The 20,669-nt window shown below is 43.8% G+C and carries 13 protein-coding genes; 3 read left to right on the forward strand and 10 right to left on the reverse strand.

Features of this window, described 5'->3' with window-relative positions; translation table 11 throughout:
- The first annotated feature begins 3 nt into the window (after nt 1–3).
- Entirely contained in the window at nt 4–1,218 is a 1,215-nt protein-coding gene (locus Q4561_RS14755) for a dipeptidase (RefSeq protein WP_303461567.1), read from the forward strand.
- 246 nt (nt 1,219–1,464) lie between these two features.
- On the opposite strand, the gene Q4561_RS14760 is transcribed toward Q4561_RS14755, so the two are convergent.
- From Q4561_RS14760 to Q4561_RS14785, 6 genes are all read right to left on the reverse strand, one after another.
- Nucleotides 1,465–4,602, reverse strand: a complete 3,138-nt coding sequence (locus tag Q4561_RS14760) for an efflux RND transporter permease subunit (protein ID WP_303461569.1) — start codon at nt 4,600–4,602, stop codon at nt 1,465–1,467.
- A complete protein-coding gene (locus Q4561_RS14765; protein ID WP_303461570.1) occupies nt 4,595–6,133 on the reverse strand; it encodes an efflux RND transporter periplasmic adaptor subunit in 1,539 nt (512 codons plus the stop codon). The genes Q4561_RS14760 and Q4561_RS14765 overlap by 8 nt, the downstream gene beginning before the upstream one ends.
- A complete protein-coding gene (locus Q4561_RS14770) occupies nt 6,133–7,890 on the reverse strand; it encodes a TolC family protein (protein WP_303461572.1) in 1,758 nt (585 codons plus the stop codon). Before Q4561_RS14770 ends, Q4561_RS14765 begins: the two co-directional genes overlap by 1 nt.
- Nucleotides 7,891–7,972: 82 nt before the next feature.
- A complete protein-coding gene (locus Q4561_RS14775) occupies nt 7,973–8,455 on the reverse strand; it encodes a hypothetical protein (protein WP_303461574.1) in 483 nt (160 codons plus the stop codon).
- A gap of 39 nt (nt 8,456–8,494) precedes the next feature.
- A complete protein-coding gene (locus Q4561_RS14780) occupies nt 8,495–9,568 on the reverse strand; it encodes a carboxylesterase (protein ID WP_303461576.1) in 1,074 nt (357 codons plus the stop codon).
- A 145-nt stretch (nt 9,569–9,713) separates the two neighbouring features.
- Complete coding sequence (locus Q4561_RS14785) at nt 9,714–10,454, reverse strand: glutathione peroxidase (RefSeq protein ID WP_303461578.1); 741 nt, start codon at nt 10,452–10,454, stop codon at nt 9,714–9,716.
- 455 nt (nt 10,455–10,909) lie between these two features.
- Between Q4561_RS14785 and Q4561_RS14790 the strand changes: the two genes are divergently transcribed.
- Together Q4561_RS14790 and Q4561_RS14795 are read left to right on the forward strand one after the other, a co-directional pair.
- On the forward strand, nt 10,910–13,063 hold the full coding sequence (locus Q4561_RS14790) for a GGDEF domain-containing protein (RefSeq protein ID WP_303461579.1): 2,154 nt from the start codon (nt 10,910–10,912) through the stop codon (nt 13,061–13,063).
- An 11-nt stretch (nt 13,064–13,074) separates the two neighbouring features.
- On the forward strand, nt 13,075–13,395 hold the full coding sequence (locus tag Q4561_RS14795; protein WP_303461581.1) for an ADP-ribosylglycohydrolase: 321 nt from the start codon (nt 13,075–13,077) through the stop codon (nt 13,393–13,395).
- Between the two features lie 42 nt (nt 13,396–13,437).
- Here the strand turns inward: Q4561_RS14795 and prsR are convergent, their stop codons facing one another.
- The 4 genes from prsR to Q4561_RS14815 form a co-directional block, all read right to left on the reverse strand.
- Nucleotides 13,438–14,799 (reverse strand): PEP-CTERM-box response regulator transcription factor, encoded by a 1,362-nt coding sequence (prsR, locus tag Q4561_RS14800; RefSeq protein ID WP_303461583.1) that lies wholly within the window; start codon nt 14,797–14,799, stop codon nt 13,438–13,440.
- Between the two features lie 66 nt (nt 14,800–14,865).
- Complete coding sequence (gene prsK / locus Q4561_RS14805) at nt 14,866–16,893, reverse strand: XrtA/PEP-CTERM system histidine kinase PrsK (RefSeq protein WP_303461585.1); 2,028 nt, start codon at nt 16,891–16,893, stop codon at nt 14,866–14,868.
- Nucleotides 16,894–16,989: 96 nt separating this feature from the next.
- The gene (locus tag Q4561_RS14810; RefSeq protein WP_303461587.1) at nt 16,990–18,114 is read right to left on the reverse strand and encodes a beta-ketoacyl-ACP synthase III; all 1,125 of its coding nucleotides are present in this window, start codon (nt 18,112–18,114) and stop codon (nt 16,990–16,992) included.
- 428 nt (nt 18,115–18,542) lie between these two features.
- Nucleotides 18,543–20,354, reverse strand: a complete 1,812-nt coding sequence (locus tag Q4561_RS14815) for a choice-of-anchor I family protein (protein ID WP_303461588.1) — start codon at nt 20,352–20,354, stop codon at nt 18,543–18,545.
- Nucleotides 20,355–20,669: the final 315 nt, after the last annotated feature.

Here is a 20,669-nt window from a genome sequence, read left to right on the forward strand (position 1 = left end):
AAAATGAAAGGCTTCTTCCCGCTAAAATCTTGTGCACTCGCAATTTTCACTCTACTTTGCGCGTCGGCAATTGCTGCCGATACTCCTGCTTACACTGCCGGTGAAAAAGCGGTAAAAATTGCTCAAGAAACTATTATTGTTGATGGTCACATTGATGTGCCTTATCGCGTAAAAAATGCTTGGGTAGATGTGACAAAAGCCACTGAAGATGGCGACTTTGATTATCCTCGTGCAGTAAAAGGCGGCTTGAATGCGCCCTTTATGTCTATTTATGTGCCAGCGAGTTTAGATAATTCTCCAGAGTCTACCCAACTTGCGCATCTTCTTATCGATTCTGTAGAAGCCATTGTTGCTCGTGCTCCTGATAAATTTGCCATTGCAAAAAGCCCATCTGATGTAAAAGCACAATTTGAAAAAGGCATTATCTCTTTGCCTTTAGGTATGGAAAATGGTTCGCCTATTCAAGGTGATTTAGCAAACTTAGAAACCTTTTACGAGCGTGGCATTCGCTACATTACGTTAGCGCACAGTCAGTCGAACCATATCTCAGATTCATCTTACGATTTACGCCGGCAATGGAAAGGCTTAAGCCCTTTTGGTAAAACATTAGTTACTGAAATGAACAACATCGGTATTATGCTGGATATTTCGCACGTTTCTGACGATGCTTTTTATCAAGTGATTGAATTGACTAAGGTGCCTGTTATTGCATCTCACTCTTCGCTTCGCCGCTTCACGCCAGGTTTCGAGCGTAATATGAATGATGAAATGGTAAAAGCGCTGGGCGATAACGGCGGCGTTATCATGATTAACTTCGGTTCAAGCTTTGTGACAAAAGAAGCGGGCAAGTGGCGCGCTGGGCTTACTCAAGCTCGCAAGGCAGTGATTGAAGCTGAAGGTGAAGATAGCCCTAAACTCGAAAATTTCGAAGCAAATTACCGCAAAGAAGTTGCTTACCCGTATTCAACCCTTGATGAAGTGCTTGATCATATTGACCATGTTGTAGAGCTGGTTGGTATTGATCATGTGGGCATTGGTTCTGATTACGACGGTGTAGGTGATTCGCTACCTATTGGTTTAAAAGATGTCGCTAGCTTCCCTAACCTTGTTCAGGGCTTGCTAGATAGAAAATACAGCCGTACAGATATTGAAAAAATTCTGAGCGGGAATTTGTTACGTGTATGGACGCAAGTAGAAGAGTACGCTAGTAAGCATTGATTTTTATTCGCTGAGCGTTAATTCCAGATGCTTTGAACGTTAGTTTTAAAGGCGGTTACGAAGCAATTTGTAGAAAAATGAAGGGCAGTTAGCATCGTCTAACTGCCCTTTCTTTATGTACCTATGGGCTTTTGCTTATAGGTCTGTACTCATGAACCTGTTTCTGTTTTTTCATTTTTTATCTCAGACTTAACCTTTCCCTATAAGATTACTTCGGTCTAGTTTTAAACTAACCCTGCCCTAATACTAATTCCGATTTAACTGACGTACCTGTACCAAGTAAAACATAGTGGGTAACACAAGGAGTGTCAGCACGAGCGCACTGGCCATGCCGCCCACCATAGGTGCAGCAATACGCCGCATAATTTCAGCACCTGTGCCTGTTGCATACAACACCGGCATTAAACCAATGATGATTGAAAGTGCCGTCATCATTACTGGCCGCACTCGTCTAGTAGCACCTTCAACAATAGCCTGTTTAAGTTGCTGTTCAACGGTTTGGGTGTTCGTAGTTGCATATGAATTGCTAGCAAACCCTACAACCGCTTGATGTAAGTAAACCAGCATAATAACGCCTATTTCAACAGCCACTCCCGCCAAGGCGATAAGTCCCACACCAACGGCCACCGAAAAATTAAACTTCAGCGCGTACAACAACCAATAGCTTCCAATCAATGCTAACGGCAAGGTAGCCATAATAAGCGCAACGTCAGTAATTCGCCTGAAACTTAAATACAGCAGTAACACGATCACCGCTAAGGTTAACGGCACCACTACACTGAGCCGCGCTTTGGCCCTTTCTAGGTATTCAAACTGCCCAGCCCAGGTTAATGAATACCCTGCCGGCAATGTCACGGTATTGGCAATATGCTGTTTGGCACTTTCTACATAACTACCAAGGTCGCCATTTTCAATATCAATAAATACCCAGCCGTTTAAACGAGCATTTTCGCTTTTTATTGCAGCAGGACCATCATCAACGGCAATGATAGCTACATCACCTAACGCAATATTAGCGCCGCTTGTTAATATGATCGGTAGTTGCCTAAGCGCTTCTGGGGAATCCCTGTAGTGCTGTGGATACCGCATGCTAATAGGAAATCGCTGCCTACCCTCTACTGTTTTCCCCAGAGTGCGACCGCCTATCGCCGTATTAATCACCTGTTGGATATCCGCAATGTTGAGCCCGTATCGGGCAGCCTTTTCAAGATTAATATCAATAGTGATATAGCGCCCACTTGCTACTTTCTCTGCAAATACCGAAGCGGTATTCCCAGAGTTTTGTAACGCAGTTTCTATCTGTTTACCCACTTGTTGAATACCAATCAACTCGGGGCCTGCTATTTTGATACCCACCGGCGTTTTGATACCGGTAGCAAGCATGTCGATACGGGTTTTAATCGGCATAACCCACGCATTAGATACGCCAGGGAATTGCACCTTGCGGTTTAAGATTTCCTTTAGTTTTGATGTCGTCATGCCTGCACGCCATTGCGATTTTGGCTTTAATTGCACAAAGGTTTCTATCATAGTTAAAGGAGCGGGGTCGGTGGCCGTATCTGCCCTGCCTACTTTCCCAAATACACTTTGCACTTCAGGTATGGTGGAAATTAGCTTATCGGTTTGTTGTAACAACTCTCTAGCCTTGCCCACTGATATACCGGGATAAGTAGTGGGCATGTAAAGCAAGTCGCCTTCATCTAAGGCTGGCATGAACTCACTGCCGATATTTTGCATTGGCCATGCTACAGAAGCTAAAGCAACTAAGGCGCTGAACAGCACCTTTCGAGGGTGATTCAGCGAAGTCGTTAGCGCTTTGACATACCATTTAGAGATTGCACTGTTTAACGGGTTGCGATGTTCAGCTTTAAGATTACCTCTAACAAAATACCCTGCTAACACGGGCACTAATGTTATTGCCAATGCAGCAGCGGCGGCCATGGCATAAGTTTTCGTAAAGGCGAGAGGGGCAAACATTCGCCCCTCTTGAGCTTCCAAGGTGAAAACAGGAATAAAAGACACTGTAATTATCAATAATGAAAAGAACAATGCAGGGCCCACTTCGGTAGCCGACTTCACCACCAGCGCCCAACGCGCCTCTCCACCTACAGGCTTTCCTTGCGCTTTGGCCTGCTCAATATGCTTGTGCAGATTTTCAACCAACACAATAGCGCCATCCACCATGGCACCAATGGCAATTGCAATACCCCCCAAAGACATAATATTTGCGTTTAGACCTTGGAATTTCATTACAATAAAAGCCATTAATATGCCAATGGGCAAAGTGATTATGGCAACCAGTGATGAGCGCACATGAAAAAGAAACACCAAGCATACTGCCCCCACGACAAGCAGTTCTTCAACAAGCTTGCTCCATAGGGTTTCCACTGCATTATCAATAAGCGTAGAGCGGTCGTACACAGACACTATGTTTACGCCCTCAGGTAAACTGGCTTTTAACGTTTTAAGACGCGCTTTTACCTTATCGATTGTTGCCTTAGCATTCTCGCCGTAGCGCATCACCACAATACCACCGACTACTTCACCATTTCCGTTTAGCTCTGCGATGCCTCTTCGCATAAGCGGGGCTTCAACCACTGTCGCTACCTGACCTATCGTTAAGGCTACGCCATTATGGGCCGTACCCAAGGGAATGCTAGCGATGTCGTCGGTGTTCGAAAGATAAGACGAAGACGTCACCATATACTCAGCTTCAGCCATTTCAATCACTGAGGCTCCAGTTGCATTGTTCCCTCGCGCTAGAGCTGTTTCAATATGACTTAATGGCACGTTATAAGCCTGCAACTTTTGTGGATTAAGTTGCAATAAATATTGTTTAACCATACCGCCCACAGAAGCAACTTCCGACACCCCTTGCACACTTTGTAATTCGTATTTCAAGAACCAATCTTGCAGCGCCCGTAATTCGCCAGCGTCATGATTATTCAACTCATCAACAAGGGCATACATGTACACCCAACCTACCCCTGTTGCATCTGGCCCTAGCTTTGGTACTACGCCATCAGGCAACGTAATTTGGCTTAAGTATTCCAGCACTCGGCTGCGAGCCCAATACATGTCTGTACTATCATCAAAAATGACGTATACATAGGAATCACCAAAAAATGAAAAACCTCGAACTGTTGTTGCCCCCGGCACCGACATTAAGGCTGTAGTGAGCGGATAGGTTACTTGGTCTTCCACCACTTGTGGCGATTGCCCTGCATAACTGGTTTTGACTATCACCTGTACGTCGGATAAATCCGGTATAGCGTCGATAGGCGTGTGTTTTACCGCTATCACCCCACCTATTGAAATAAACAAAGCACCCAGTAGCACCAATATCCGATTCGTCACTGACCAGCGTATTATGGCTTCAATCATGATGCATGCCCTCGTGGTGCATGTCTTTCTTGTGCATGTCGTTCTGGCGCATGTCCTTGGAGTTTTCAGCGTCGGAGTTCATAGGCATTTGGTGTGCAGATTTATGATCCGCAGGCATGTTATGTTTAGACATGCCATGCTCTGCTTTGTCATGTCCGGCTTCGGCATGCTCTGCTTTGTAATGAGCCCCCTTCTCATGCCCCAACGTTTGATACTCGGTATAGCTCTGCATACGTTTGAAATCCGAGGTTTTAGACGATTCTGAATCAATCAAAAACTGCGCCGACACCACTACTTTGTCCCCCTCTTTTAAACCCTTTGTTACCTCGATGAATGCACCCGATTTACGCCCAATATCTACGGCAATAGATTTAAAGCTATTATCAAGCTTAACAACCACTCGATGTTGCCCCTTGTCGTTAGCTGAGGATTTTGGCTGAGCTTGTGACTGAGCTGGGACTTGTGGCTGAGCTATGGCGTGAAAATCAGACGAAGTTTGAATCACACTTTGATAGGGCACATAAAGCACAGGCTGTTCGGTTTGCTTCGAGAAAGTGACACTGGCAAACATATTGGGTTTTATTTCACCCTTGTCATTAGCCAAGGTTATCCTCACCTTTAAGGTTCGTGTTTCGGCATTAAGTACTGGGTAGATAAAATCTACTTTTCCACTAAATGCCTTACTAGGCAGATAGTCAAAATTAATGTCTACCTGTTGACCTAGAGCTACGTTCGGCACATCGTGCTCAAATACACGGGCTTCAATCCATACGCTATCTAAACCTGCAATACTGAGCACTGTAGTGCCTGGTTGAACGTAATAACCTTCTCGAACACCTAAATGCTCAACCACACCGTTTTGTGGCGCGAAGAAAGTAACGGTTTGAGCGACTTCACGTTTTTTTTCAAGCTCAGTTATAAATTCATCTGATAAATGCAGTGCTTTAAGTCGTTGTTTAGCGCCTGCGGCTAAGTGTGTATCTCCCCGCTTTAGTGCTATTACGAATTCCTCCTGCGCAGTCACTAGAGCAGGTGAATATAGCGTATACAACTTTTGCCCTTTGCTTACCGCCTCACCTTCCGTTTTGATATACAAAGTATCTATCCAACCTTCTACTCTAGGATGAATGTGCACTAAGTAATCTTCGTTATAAGAAACATTTCCCACGGTGTTAAAGGTTAAATCGAGCTTACCTCGCTTAACCGTCGTGAACTTAACCCCCATATTTTGTTGAACTTGAGGCAAAATAGACACTTCGCCCAAATTGCCATCGTCACTGTTATTTCCGTCACGGCTTTCACCATAAACTGGTACTAAATCCATGCCCATTGGCGACTTACCTGGTTTGTCTCGCCGGTAACTGTCATCCATAGGCGCTACCCAATACAGAGGCTGGGTGTCACCTCGACTGTCAGCATTACTTCTAGTTACACTTTGCGCAAAGTGCTCGTTCATCATGCTTGAACTCCACAGGAACACGGCTGCGGCGCCACCGATTAACCCAACAAAAAGTATGAATAGTGATTTCATTATTTTGTTACTCCTAAGATACTGATTGTGTGGGTGTCCAGATTGCTCGCTAATGTGTGTATTGTGTGGGTGTCCACTTTAGTTTCTTTAGTTTCGTTAGTTGGAGCTAAATCTGCTGCTGTTTGTGGGTGTCCAACATTTTCTGAATGTGTGTGTCTATAGCTTGTTTTCAACAGAGTGTTAGATGTTCCTTCATCACTTTCTTCAGTGCCCAACAAGTGGTTTGAAGTGTGGGTGTCCACTTTATCTCGGGGGAGAGATAAACCGTATTTTTCATATACATCAACAGGTTCGAATTTATTCTGTGTTGGAGTAAAAAGGTGGGTGTCTTCAACGGAGTGTTCAACAGAGAGTTGTTCAAGGTTGACCTCTCCATGAACTAATGGGTAATACAGGTATGCAAGTTCAGTTAAGGTTTTTGCTATATCAACGTGAAGCTTAAGGGCGTCTAGTTGCGCTTTTATAGTAAAAATTCGGGCACGGATTACATCATCAAATTGCCCTTGATCTTGCATGTACGCATTCAATGCTGATTCAGCGAGATCTTGGGTTTGTGCTATCAAAGTCGTATCAAACAGTTTCTGCCTGGCTATTAAACTTGCAAGTTCAGCTTCTTTTGCCTCAGCTAAGGCAGCCAATCTTCGAACTTCCAATCTACGCTGGGTGGCCGTTGCTCCTAATCGAGCAGCCGATGCCGATACATTAGCATCTTGCCTCTTGGTGCTAAACAAAGGTAAATCTACTTGGACACCCACACTAATGAAGTCGGCTTGGCTCATTCCGTTTTGCGCATCTTGCCGATAGCCATAGCTAGCTTCAAACGCCCATTTAGGTTTGGTTTGCTCTTTCGCGAGAGTGAGCTTTTTAGTTGCTATATGCTCATCTTGGGCAAGCAACTGAACGAAAGGATGGGCGCTGATAACATCAAATAGCTCACTTTGTTTAACCTGTCTCCCCAATGACAATTTGAAAGGAAAAACATCCTTGGGTTTTAACGTATTAGGCACGCTAAAATTAGACTCTCTTGGTAAATCGAACCACCTCGAGAGCTGCGCTAACGCTATCGATGCGTTTTGCTGCTCTTGCAAATGTGTATCTTCTAACCGCAAGCGCTCAAGTCGAATCTTGATAATATCGTGTTGCTGAGTATCCCCCATCCCGCTTTGATAAGACGATTGAACAATCTCAAGCAGTCGTGAAAGATTCTGAGATTCCTGCCGTAATAGCACAACGGTTTGTTCAGCTTGATACCAAGTAAGCCAGTCCATCGATACTTCTCGCATTAACCAGGCTCGTCTTGCTGCCCGCTCTATGGGTTCTTTTCCGGCTTGCTCGATGGCAATATTGCGGGCTATTTCATCAGAACGCCCCCTTGGCATGGCTTGTTGAATGCCCACTTTCAATTGTGTCATGGGTTCTTGATTAAGAGAGAAACCGTCTGTAGGCACACTTTGAAGGGTCGTTGTGATTGTCGGGTTATCCCAACTATCTGCCGCTTCGCTATCGTGCATAAAAGCCGCTTCTTGCAGTTCACTGCCCTTGAAGTAAGGATCGTGGATTAGCGCACGTTGCTGCGCATCCTTTAAGCTAAGCGCTGTAGCACAAGACTGAAACCCCACACAAAAGAGTAAAATGCCTATACACGTAATAATATGCCGAGCACGAGCCGTCTTACACCCAGCATGTATAGAATGAGCACGTTTAGAATGAACAGGTATAAACGCAATTGAGACTGAACCTACATTAAAATTAACCATGAGAAAACCACATTGAGCCTCCCCCATTTTTTAAGGGGATTTAACGAAACACATGGGTGCTATTAGCCCCCGCTAGATACAATTATCCTGCGAAAGCGAATTTTGGAGGGCGAAACTGGCCGCTAAAAATGGTATGAGGGGCTTGGGGGTGTACAAAAGTAATCAAAGACGTCGAAGTTACATGAGTTACTGGCATTTCATTGTTTAACAACGCATAGATGTTGGCGCACATGCCTGCAGGGCACTGACACTGGGTGCCACAGCAAGAGTCAGCTGCGTTATTCTGTATAGCGTCTTTCTCTACAGCGTTGCTCTCTACAGCGTTGTTATCTACAGCATTTTTTTGCATAGAACTTACATGTTCAGCAAGGGGTTGAGAGTGACTACTTGAATGGCAGTCACTTGCACTGTTTTGCTCATCTTCCATGGAAGCTATGTCGAGGACAACTGAATGCTGCATTTGCATAGGCATGGCCATTCCTGGCGACAATTTAGTCACCAAAGAAATAGCCATAATCAGCATAACGACATAACCACGTCGCCGCATTTTCAATTCGTCTCTCATAAACTAAAGCTTAATCGCATTTGCTAGCGCTGTAAAACGCTAGAACTGTTGAATATACGATTTTAGCATTAATGACATGGTGGAAAATAAGGGATTGGCTTTTGGTACGGCACATTCTTCCTCTTCATTCACCATAACCTTATTAAACTTTATATCATGCAGCATGGTCGTGTTTACCACTAGATCGGCGTGGCATAGTTCATAAGATGCATCAATAACGAAAAACGTATTCGGCCCCGCGCTGTTTTCCATCACATGTTCTACACCATGAATGGGGGTCGTGGCATCTGCTTGGGAATGCGCGGCAAAAAGCGGTATTTCAATACGTTTACCGTTTTCAAAGTCATCGCGGATTTTATCGATGATATCCATTAATTCTAACCCTGCAAAACCTGCAACATTAGGGTACTTAAATGGATTAGGGCCATGGGTGATATAACTGCCATCAACAAGTTTAGCTACCCACTTAATGCCCCATATACGTGACATACTCTCGGCGTTTTCTGATAACGCTAAGGCGCCAGAAAATAGCATAAGGCCGTCGATGTTATCGGATGCATCCAAATATTGGTCTACCGCTAATGCCCCTCCCGTAGAGAAGCCACCCACAATTAAGGTGTCGCCCATGTCATCGGCTAAGGCAATAACGTCATCGACGTGGGCTTGCCAACGCTCGGCTAAATCGCTATCGGCCATAGCGCCATCGGCATCACGTAAACCGTGCCCAGGTAATAAAGGAACAATAACATCGTACCCTTCATTAAATAGAATATTCGCAATTTCGCGCATAAAGAAGGGAGAGTCACTGAGTCCGTGTATTAATACGGCCACTTTTTTCGAAGGCGTATCGTGTTGAAGCATAAAAGGCGCATTGCCTTCGTTGCGAAGTAAGTTGGCACACACCGTGTAGCGATGCAATTTCGAAGACTTACATCGCTGTGTTCCACCCCACTCTTGGGAATAAAACTCAGCAAACCGTGCTTGCGTACTTTGCGTTTCTGGCACGCTTGTATTTGCGGCATTTGCAGTACTTACCAGCAACGCACTCGCTAGTACAGAAAATAATACAACAGGTAATATGGATAGTTTTGCTAAAGCAAACTTTGAATGCACGTATATTCTCCAAAGGCATTACGTTTGACTAATAGTAACAAAATAAGGCCATTAAATAATGGCCTTACTATGATCAGAATGGCTTTAAACATTGGCTATGCGGGATGTGAATTAGCTCTACATCACCAACTAGGCATGTTTATCGTTAGTTGAAATACAACGCTAGGTCGTCTGAACCACCAATATGCTTGCCGCCTATAAATACTTGAGGAACGGTTTCGCGCCCAGTAACGGCGGTTAAGCTGGTCAATGATGCATCTTTACCTAGTACAATTTCCTCGAAGTCATACCCTTTTTCAGTAAGTAATGCTTTCGCTTTGGAACAGAACGGGCAATTAGGCTTGGTAAAAACAGACACAGGTGCCTTTTTCTCAGCCCCAGGTGCTATATAGGCTAGCATAGTATCCGCATCTGATACTTCAAATGGGTCGCCTGGTACATCAGGCTCGATAAACATTTTTTCTACTGTGCCGTTTTTAACCAACATAGAATAACGCCAGCTGCGCTTTCCAAAGCCTAGGTCTGCTTTATCTACTAGCAATCCCATACCATCGGTAAATTCACCGTTGCCATCAGGTATAACAGTAACGTTCTCGGCTTCTTGATCTGCAGCCCATGCGTTCATAACAAACGTATCGTTTACTGAAATACAAAGAATGTCGTCAACACCATGTTGTTTGAATACCTTCGCAAGCGCGTTGTAACGTGGCAAGTGGGTAGATGAACATGTCGGCGTGAATGCGCCTGGAAGTGAAAAAACCACTACTGTCTTGTTACTAAACAATTCTTCAGTAGTTTTGGTTGCCCACGTTTCGCCATCGCGAACAGGAATGGAAACAGAAGGTACTTGCTGACCTTCTTTTGAAATAAAGCGGCTTTCTGACATGGTGTTCTCGCTACGCGCTGTTGAATGAAGTTGCTAGAATAGAGAAATTCATGAAAAAAGAACAGCCTCGGTTCTGCTTAAACGCATAAAGGTATAAGTTTGCATGCGTTAAGACTAATATTCATGTTTAAAAAAACAACAAGCTTAATTATTCTTTTCACTAAATTAGGCACAGATGAGCCGCCTGATAGTTAAATTAAACTGCGAAATCTTAAATAATTCGCGGGATAAAAACGCAAATATAGGTAAATCAACCTATTAAAAGTGTAAAAGCCGATAGGAAAAGGTACTCTCCGTGAAATCTATACTTTAGTCTAACGTGAAATACGTTACTTCTTTAGGTTATTCACCATAATAGTAGGGCTAGAAATTTACTCTCCCAACGTTAATTGGTGCTACAGATTTGCTCGGAAAACCTCCGTTCTTCTTCTTGTTTATCAGAAGGAGCTCAACCCATGCATAGTCGTAAGGAAACTTCTATAATGCCTAGACAGTCGGCTCGGCTTTTTGCCAACAGCATTGTCATTTTTTCGCTACTTTGGACGTTGGTGAGTTATTCTGCGAGCGCAGAAACCTCCTCTAGCACGCTCACTGAAACGGTTCAAAAATTTTTACAAACTGGGGCTGTTGAAGATGCTGAGCGCCACACTTTATTGGCAATCGAACAAGCCCACCAATACGGTATTTTATCGGCAAGCACCTTTTTCGACGTGGGCGTACTGCTTCAAAATGCATCTAGGTTCAATGTAGCGAACGATGCACTGTATGTTGCATTAGATGGTTATACTCGACACGGCCAGCTTGTTGAAATGGCAAACACCCTACACCACCTTGGAACGGCGCAACGTTTTCTAGGCAACTACGACCAATCAATTGGCTACCTGCGCCGGGCACAATCTATTGCGCAAACGCAAAACATTGTTTCATTGAATGCTAAAATTCAGATGGAACTTGGACTGGTTCAAATGGCGCAAGGTCAAGTTCAAGCAGCCCTTTATACCTTAAAAAAAGCATTAAACCTCTTCAGAGCGCAGCGAGATACTAAGAGTACTGCAGAAGGCCTTGCAACCATCGGCGATATCTTTGTTACATTAGGTCAGCTTTCAGAAGCCAACACTTACTATCAAGATGCACTGCAAATCGCTAAATCCAATAACGATAAAGCGCTTGAAGCTGAAACATTGGGTAAGTTTGGTGCACTGTTACTACTTGAAGGTAAAACAACTGAAGCTTCGAAAACCTTAAAACAAGCAATAAGCCTGCTAAAAGCGCAAGGCATTACGAGCGAAATATCCACTACTCAAGCATGGTTAGGCGAAGCGTTGGTGAAAACCGGTGAAACACAAGAAGGACTAGCGCTGCTAGAGGGTTCTCTTGCTTTTGCTAAATCCACCGGCCGTAAAAAACTGCTTCAACAATCTCGCCTTGCTCTTGCTAATGCCATGTTGTCCTTACAGCAGTTTGACGATGCATTAGCGTATGCTAAAAATGGCATTATTGATGCCAGACAGAGCACAGATTTACGTAGCCAAATGGATTTTCTTTCCATTCAGGTCAAAGCGTTGGCTGCGAAAGGTGAATTTAAGCGCGCATTAGATATTCAATCTGTATTACAAAGTATAAAAGAAGAAGTACTTAGTTCTGGAAGCGAAGTAGCTATTGCGCAGTTACAGGCAGGGATAGAAATTGAACGGCAAGCGCAGTCCATTCAAGTGCTGCAAAAAACCAAACAACTAGCCTTGGCGGAAGCCGAACAAACCAACCTTCGCACCACGCTATTTTGGAGCACCCTAATAGCAGGTTTGTTAACTCTTTTTCTTGTTTGGAGCCGCCTAACACAGCGCCAGCAAAACATTAGGCTTCGCCGCGAAGTTAAGCAGCGTACCAAAGAGCTAGAGCAAAAGAACTCCGAATTAGAAACCGCCTATAAAACCCTTGAGCAAGTCAGCCTACATGACTCATTAACCGGGTTGTATAACCGCCATTATCTAGAGTCCCAATTACCAGGTGAACTTAAGCGTAGCTCCCATGCCAACAAACACCAGCAGGGCAACAACGAGCGTAATCAAGATTTACTCTGCTTCTTGGTCGATATCGATCATTTCAAGCGTATTAATGACGAACATGGCCACTTAGCTGGCGATAAAGTGCTGAGTCAATTTGCTGATGTACTGCGGGATGTATTTAGACAAACTGATTTGCTGATACGCTGGGGTGGCGAAGAGTTTTTAGTCATATGCCGCCATTCAATGCGAGATGACCTTCCTCAACTTGCCGAACGGTGTCGTACTGCCGTAAGTGAAAACGTGTTTCACATTGATGGTGATAAGTCGCTTCGAGTTACCTGTAGTATTGGCTTTAGTATCCTTCCTCCAGTTGAACATTTGTCGTTTGAAGAAAGCTGGAAGAGTACGTTTGCGGTGGTAGATTACTGCCTTTATGCCACTAAGATGTCTGGCCGAAATGGTTGGATTGGGGTAATTGATACGAATAGAGCCCATGTTGGCGATGCACAACAAACCCCGCTAGATAAGAAATTTCATTTTAAACAGTCTTACATATCCACCTCGTTTAACACACTGTCGAGTATTCATTGGCCCGAAGAGTAGGAGCGTACATTATGTACAAAGGTAGATGCCACTGTCAGGCAGTACAATATGAATTGTCTGAATGTAGCGAAGATGAATTAGATGTAGAAACCTTATCTTGTGGCGACACGCTTCACTTAACCATTGCAGAAGCGCGCAAACATTTAGTGATAGATTGTGCGCCTTCTACTCTAGGCGAATTACAGTTGTCGCCAAACCAGAAACAGTTTTTCTGTAACGCGTGCTCAACACCTATTTATACCAGCGATCAACATGGCAATATTGCATTGCATGTCGCTTTTTACGGGCATGATCTATTGGCTAAGCATCATAGCCAGTTTCACATCCCGTAATAATTAGCAGTGTCAGGCAACAGCCTTATGGCTAGTTACCTACTACGACGAGCTCTTCAAATCATCCAAGTGGTACTTATCGATAAGCGAGTATAAGGTAGGCCGGGTGACACCCAATAGCTCAGCTGTCTTCGACATATTTTTATCTGCTTGATGATAGGCTCTACGAATAGCCCTACTTTCGGCAACCTCTCGTACTTCCCGAAGATTTAACGTCTCCGACTCTCCGCTGCCATCAACCGCAAATAAACCTAAGTCGTCAGGCTGTATTACCGTGCCCTCAGCCATAATAACGGCTGACTTCAGCTTGTTTTGCATCTCTCGAATATTACCAGGCCATTTATGGGCCAACATGGAATTAATCGCAGACTCAGAGAAGCTCTTTGCTTTAGCATTAAACTCTTCGCGATAAATATTAAGGAAAGTTCGCGCTAACAAGATGATATCTTGATCTCTATCTCGTAGCGGCGGGATCATGATTGGGATCTCGCCAATACGGTAATATAAATCTTCCCTAAAACGTTCGTCGGCTACCATGGCCTGCAAGTCTCTATGAGTAGCACAAATAACCCGAATATCCACAGGGATTTCGGCGCGCCCACCCACTCGCTCTATTATACGTTCTTGCAGGAAACGAAGCATTTTAGCTTGTAAGCCAATGGGCATGTCACCAATTTCATCAAGAAACAGGGTGCCACCTTGTGCGGTTTCAATTTTTCCAATGGTGGTTTTATTTGCCCCAGTAAACGCCCCTTTCTCATAACCGAAGAGCTCACTTTCTAGCAGGTTTTCTGGAATAGACGCACAGTTAATGGCTACGAATGGCTTGTCTTTGCGAGGGCTGTGTTCGTGAATACTGCGCGCAAACACCTCTTTACCGGTACCACTTTCCCCAAGCAACAGGGTACTTACATCAGTATTCGCTATTTTTTCAGCTTTGCGTACTACTGTTTGAATAGACTCACTATTACCAATAATACGGCTCATTCCAGAGCGCACTTTGGTTAATATACTGTTTTCTAACTCTAACTTGGCCAAGTTAAGGGCACGGAATACAAGTAGCTTTATAGTGTCGGAATCGATAGGTTTCTGGTAAAAATCGTAGGCACCAAAATTTATCGCCTTCAGCGCATTTTCTTTATCGTTATTGCCCGTTACCACAATGACTTTGGTTCTAGGCGCTAAGGAAATAATATCCTGTAGAATTCTTAAACCTTCTGATGCGTTAGCTGGGTCTGGCGGTAAGCCTAAGTCTAACGTGACTACTTTAGGCTCGTACCTACGCAATTGTGCAATTGCCGACGTATGATCGTCAGCAAAAACTACATCGTAGTCGGTTAAACTCCACTTTAATTGCTTTTGAATACCTAAATCGTCATCTACCACTAAAACGGTATCAGTCATTAGTCTGTTCCTGTGTTACTTCGTCCGTATCAACATAGGTTGGTTGTAAACGCATCTCTGCCTTGCTCAACTGAGCGTGAAGGCTAGCGTAAAACAACTTCCTTTCCCTGGTTCACTTTGAACGCTTATCTTACCACCAATAGATTCAATGTACGTTTTTGCATCATAAGCACCAATACCCATTCCGGCATTACCTTTCGTTGTATCGAAAGGTTTAAACAACCGATTTTCAATAAATTCTTGATCCATGCCCGTCCCCGAATCTTCAATCATTACGTACTGTATATGGTTTTGGGGGTCGTGAGTAAATACAATATCTATAACGCCACTATCTTCCGTTGCCTGCTGTGCATTGCTTATTAGGTGATAGAAAACATTTGCGACTTTTTCTTTATCAATTAAAACTTTTTCTTCACTACTGCAATGAACTTTTGGAGTGGGGAATAGACCCATACATCGGTTTTCCACTACATCAGTAATGATGTGCGATAACAAACATGAGGTATGCGCCCCATCGTCGTTCACTTTCTTATCGGTTAACTGTTTCAACATTTTATCCATACGGGCTTTCGTATGTTTTAATGTTTCGAACGTATCTTCAATAAACTCTGGGTTATGTTTATGTTGCTGTGCGTTCGCAAGAATTAAATCAACTTGCGCCATCACGTTTTTTAAATCGTGTACAACAAACGCAGACATTCTATTAAACGCAGCGAATTGTGCGTTTTCTGCTACCAGCTTTGACGCCTCGTGATGGAAAACAAACATACTCACCTGCTCGGTGATAGCGTTTAAATAATCTCTTACTTCCCAGTTTAAACTTAGCCGCTCTTTGTCCCCTGCTGCTAGTACAGCAAACCCCCAAATTTCGTCATTTTTATAAAATGGCAGATACAGCTGGTAACCCCAGGCTTTCAAAGCCTCTCCGTCAATTTGTAAGCCTTTATAATGAAAAGGCTTCGCCCGGTATTCATGAACATCTACCAACCAAGTATTCGACTTACAGTACTCGGTTAAATCACGAATTATCGTTGCGTCTTCTTCAGTGGTCGCTAGAGGGTTTACTTGCGCCAACTGTTCAAAATCATTGTTAACCCGTTTATATAACTTACCAGAATCATACTCGATAGCTTCCAATATGCCTCGTAATGCACTCTCATGGACAGTATTGGGTACATCCATAGAACTAGAAAGTGTTTTGGTTAACTTTATCCACTCTACACGGTAGTCAAACTGGTTGGCAAAAAAATGTTTGGTGATAAAAACCTTACACTTTGTTCTAAACGAATTAGACAGAAAAACGGTTACCAATAGCGCTAAAGACAGCACCACCAGTATGGTTTGCACCATGGCCCCCCAACTTCCACCTACATAACTAATAGCATACCCAATGATAGCCATAATGAAGAGGTAGGCGCCCGCCACCAACAATAACGAACTATGCAGTACGACATCTCTGGAAATAAAAATATCGACGCCCCAGTGCTTTATACGTCGAATGGCAATGATTAAAAATGGGATAAGCAGGAAATAAATATAACCCCGAGCGGCAATATAACTAACCTCAACCTGGTTCACCATGGTGGCATTCGCGTAGGTTACAAAATCGAAAAGGTGGGTAGCGCCTAGATACAAAATTAACGGTTTATATGCCCATTGGTCGGCATCCGCTTGACGATATATAACTTCCAACAATATCAGTACTTCAAGCGCTAAAATAATCAGCATCAAGTAACGCCAAGAAGCGTCAATCCACAATACATGAGGAAGCACTAAGGCTATGCAACCGGGCAATAAAATGAAAAGGGTTGTTGGACGGCGCAGCACATCAAACAGGTTGGTAAAATTATCTTTCAGACATCCAGCGAGAAACAGCAACCAAGCCACCTGCCTGAGCGCATCGATTGTGAGCAACCAAGAAAGGCTAATAGGGCCAAACAACACAGTAATCATACTGGTAGACCAAAACAGCGTAGTCGCTGTGGCCAGTACCAGCAAATGATTGGCTAACCCAGGCTTTCGTACTGCAAAAAGTAATAGCATTAACAGCAAGTAAGCCAAACTGTTAAGGGCATAGCCTATATCTGAAATCATCCTTTTTTTCTCACCCAGCTTTTTATTATTTTTGAGGTTCTGGTTTTATTAAGTGGTGCAGGCAGCCTAGTTTCGCTGCCTGCCTAAGCTAATGAATTAGCGTTTTTTCAGCAATAATGAACCAATTGAATAACCTGCTCCAAAGGAACATAAAACACCTACATCACCGGTCACCAAGTCTTCGTGGTTTAAACCGAAGGCAATAACCGAGCCAGCTGACGCCGTATTTGCGTATTCATCCAACACTATAGGCGCTTCATCAGCAGTAGCATCGCGACCTAACAAGCGCTTGATAATAAGCGTATTCATGTTGATATTTGCTTGATGCAACCACCAACGTCTTACATCCGTTGCCGTCAGCTCATGTCTATTTAAGTGGCTTTCTATATGACTAGCAGCCATTGGGCACACTTCTTTAAATACTTTACGTCCTGCTTGATGGAAAAGTTTATCGGCGCCGTAAGGGTCTACATCTTCTGCACGAGTAACATAACCAAAGTTAGAACGAATCGTGTTCGAAAACTTAGTTACCGCATTTGTACTTAGTACATCGTAACTATGTTGACTGCTCACTGTGGCGGCAGTTTCTAACACCGTGGCGGTGGCTACATCACCAAAAATAAAGTGACTGTCTCTGTCGGTATAGTTTATCTGCGGTGACACCAACTCGGGGTTAATCACTAATACACACTTGGCATTGCCAGCACTTAGCATTTCATAAGCGCGGTGCATACCAAACGTGGCAGCAGAACATGCCACTAGCATGTCGAAACCAAAGCCTTCAATGCCTAGCGCTTCTTGCACTTCAATCGCAATAGCTGGGTAAGCACGCTGGGTATAAGCACAAGAAACAATGACAGCGTCAACATCTTGAGCTGTTTTATTTGCAGATGCTAAGGCTAACTTAGCTGCTTCTACCGCAATTTCAGCTTGATGAGATAGCACTTCATCTTCGCGAGCCTCAATTTTTGGCTTCATGCGCGTAATGTCGAGCGCGCCTTCTTTTTGGTAAATATATCGGCTTTTTATCCCTGAAGCCTTTTCAATAAACTCAGCACTAGAGTAAGGTTTTGCAGTAACCTGCTGAGCTTCTATTTCCGCTTTATGTTGTTCGTTGAACATATCAACATAGGCGTTATAACTGTCTACTAGTTCCTGATTTGAAATACTGCTTTCGGGGTGCCAAACACCCACACCGCTCACTACGATCTGTTGAGACATCTGCATTCTCTTTTTCTATTATTTCAGTTTAAGCCCTACGGCCATGACATAACGACGAAATAGGATAAGTGAAATAAGACAGACTGTTAGCAGGCAACCACAATCTATACTCAATATATTCAGGCGCTGATGCCCTGCACTTATCGTTTCGATGTTAATACGTATACTGATAGCTTAACTCAAACCATGACGTATGTAATCACTGCTCAACGATTTCAGCGAAGTACACATTGAAACGGGTTTTCTTAAGACATAAAAAACGGCGCCATCGGCGCCGTTTTATTAAGGTATTTTTAACTGTTACATTAAGCCCAAGCTTTAAACTGGTAATTCACTTAGTATGTTGTACCTAGTTTTTTCCTACTTGGCTTTTGGGCTTAGCTTTGAGGCCTAGCCTTCTAAAACCTTCTGTAGCCAGCTATTTCCACTTAGTTTTGCGTAATTTGCCATACTGTGACAGTACCGCTCACTTCGTTACCCACGAGTAATAAAGGAACACCACTGGCGCTCTCATCAGCACTAACAAATACAAGACTTTCAGGGGCTAAATCGCCAATAACGTCCGTCGCCTCTAGGCCTTCTGTTAAATCACGGTTGATAATATAATCAGCAAACTGAACATCATAAGGGTTAGTTACGTCATACACGAATATGCCGCCCATACGCTCAGTACCTACAAACGCGTATGTTCTGTCGCCGATAACGCCTACCGTTAATGCTTCAGGCTCTGGACCTTTATTCTCAGAGCGTGAATCACCTTCATTGGCATCGTCACCATTATTAAACAACGCACCATGCACTGACGCGGTAATGCGCTCGAAGTCATCCCCTGAGTCGTAAACAGCTAAACCATTTTGATCCCAAATGGTGAAAGAGCGTGAACCATAAGCATACGCTGCATCATACTCACCGTTACCATCTTCATCACCCATGCCAATGGTCACAAGCAAATCATCGGCTTCACCAGTGGCTTGTAAGTCGGCAAGTTCAGAATTCGCTTCTGCTGTTAAGTCTTCAACCTTAATTTCATCAAGGTAAGCTAAACAGCCATCTTCCTCGTCAAATTCCAATCCACCGTCGCTTAAACACGTTGCTTCATCAGCAGAGTCAAAGAAGTATTCGCGAGCATCACCTTCATTCGCAGTTACAATGAAAGTGGCATCTTTCCACGAAAAGTTAGCAATGGTATCTGGTTGGTACACACCATATAGGCCGTCGTACTGACCAAAGCTAACACTGCTATCTTCTTGAATATCGATATTCAATCCTGACCAACTTTTTACGCCTAAGCCAACCACTTCAACCGTTAGTTCTTCAAGATCAACAATGGCTAAACCATTATTTTCTTGCAAGCTAACGTAAGCTACATCATTGGTGCTAGTAATATATTCAGGCTCTAAATCCTGAGCTACAGTAGTAGCAATCTCAACGCCTTTAATTGTACGACCACTAGGATTAGGGAACATCATGCCCTGTGCAACTAAGTCTTCTTGGGTGCCGTTAAAACCAGTGAAGCTCACTGAAGTCGCCGTTTCTTCAGGCTCGCCACTGGCTAGAATATTAATGACCGAAATAGAACCTTCAGGGTCAACGGTATAATCATCAGACGGCTCACCTTCGTTAGCCACCAATACTTTTCCGCCATCTGGCGTGAACGTCACCATGTCAGGTAAAGCGCCTACAACGACTGAATCAAGAAATACTGGTGCAGAGCTATCTAGGCCGTTATAGAAAAGAATGTAACCATTATCGGTCTTCACGTCTGCAGGCACTGCTACCGCCATCAAATCGCCGCTAATAGCAATACTGGTTAGGCTACCTAATGCAACGCCGTCAATGTCGGCAGGCAGTGAAATATTTGTCACGGTAAGGTTAGTAGTATTGATTGGATCGCTCATTGCGGTCGTACCTACGGTATCCGCAGCAATAACTGCAATGGCGTTAGTGGCACCATTAGTGGCGTAAATAGTTTGGGTTGCCGCATGATACTGCACAATTTCTGCAGACGTTAAGTTGCCTAAAAATGCGCGGGCAACAACGTCAAGGGAAACACCTAATGAAGCATCGCTACCATCAACACCATCACTGCCGTCAGAACCCGCTTCACCTTGTTCCCCCTGAGGACCTTGAGCACCTGTTTCGCCCTGTTCACCATCATCGCCATCTAGACCACAACCAGAAAGGGCTGCTGAGATAAGAAGCGCTAAAACGCCGTATTTGAATTTTGACTGCGCAGACATTTGATTTCCTTTTTATCATGTTGTTACGCCAAACCTCAGCTTGCCGACAGGGTTGCTTAGCCCTCGCTTCTACAGCGTGAACGAACCTATGACATACAATGTAGATTTAGCTATTATTTTAATTACATCTGTATATAAGCTAGAGCCAGTGTATGACACAAATATTAATTTGGCAAAAGGGTAAATTTACAAATGAATAACACCACGATTTGTAGTATTAATAGAAGCTAATATTGGTCTGCTCTAGCGCCCTATGCGTAAGCATTAACACACGCCGCAACTCACTAATATTTCTCTATTTCGCGAAAAACAAGG

This window comes from Alteromonas sp. 1_MG-2023 (assembly GCF_030547075.1).
Lineage (GTDB): Bacteria > Pseudomonadota > Gammaproteobacteria > Enterobacterales > Alteromonadaceae > Alteromonas.

Excerpts from the sequence above, each read along its gene's own strand:
- Q4561_RS14790 (WP_303461579.1), top strand. The coding sequence starts at position 10,910 with ATGCATAGTCGTAAGGAAACTTCTATAATGCCTAGACAGTCGGCTCGG.
- Q4561_RS14755 (WP_303461567.1), top strand. The coding sequence starts at position 4 with ATGAAAGGCTTCTTCCCGCTAAAATCTTGTGCACTCGCAATTTTCACT.
- Q4561_RS14775 (WP_303461574.1), bottom strand. The coding sequence starts at position 8,455 with ATGAGAGACGAATTGAAAATGCGGCGACGTGGTTATGTCGTTATGCTG.
- Q4561_RS14760 (WP_303461569.1), bottom strand. The coding sequence starts at position 4,602 with ATGATTGAAGCCATAATACGCTGGTCAGTGACGAATCGGATATTGGTG.
- Q4561_RS14795 (WP_303461581.1), top strand. The coding sequence starts at position 13,075 with ATGTACAAAGGTAGATGCCACTGTCAGGCAGTACAATATGAATTGTCT.
- Q4561_RS14765 (WP_303461570.1), bottom strand. The coding sequence starts at position 6,133 with ATGAAATCACTATTCATACTTTTTGTTGGGTTAATCGGTGGCGCCGCA.
- Q4561_RS14810 (WP_303461587.1), bottom strand. The coding sequence starts at position 18,114 with ATGTCTCAACAGATCGTAGTGAGCGGTGTGGGTGTTTGGCACCCCGAA.
- prsK (WP_303461585.1), bottom strand. The coding sequence starts at position 16,893 with ATGATTTCAGATATAGGCTATGCCCTTAACAGTTTGGCTTACTTGCTG.
- Q4561_RS14815 (WP_303461588.1), bottom strand. The coding sequence starts at position 20,354 with ATGTCTGCGCAGTCAAAATTCAAATACGGCGTTTTAGCGCTTCTTATC.
- Q4561_RS14785 (WP_303461578.1), bottom strand. The coding sequence starts at position 10,454 with ATGTCAGAAAGCCGCTTTATTTCAAAAGAAGGTCAGCAAGTACCTTCT.
- Q4561_RS14770 (WP_303461572.1), bottom strand. The coding sequence starts at position 7,890 with ATGGTTAATTTTAATGTAGGTTCAGTCTCAATTGCGTTTATACCTGTT.
- prsR (WP_303461583.1), bottom strand. The coding sequence starts at position 14,799 with ATGACTGATACCGTTTTAGTGGTAGATGACGATTTAGGTATTCAAAAG.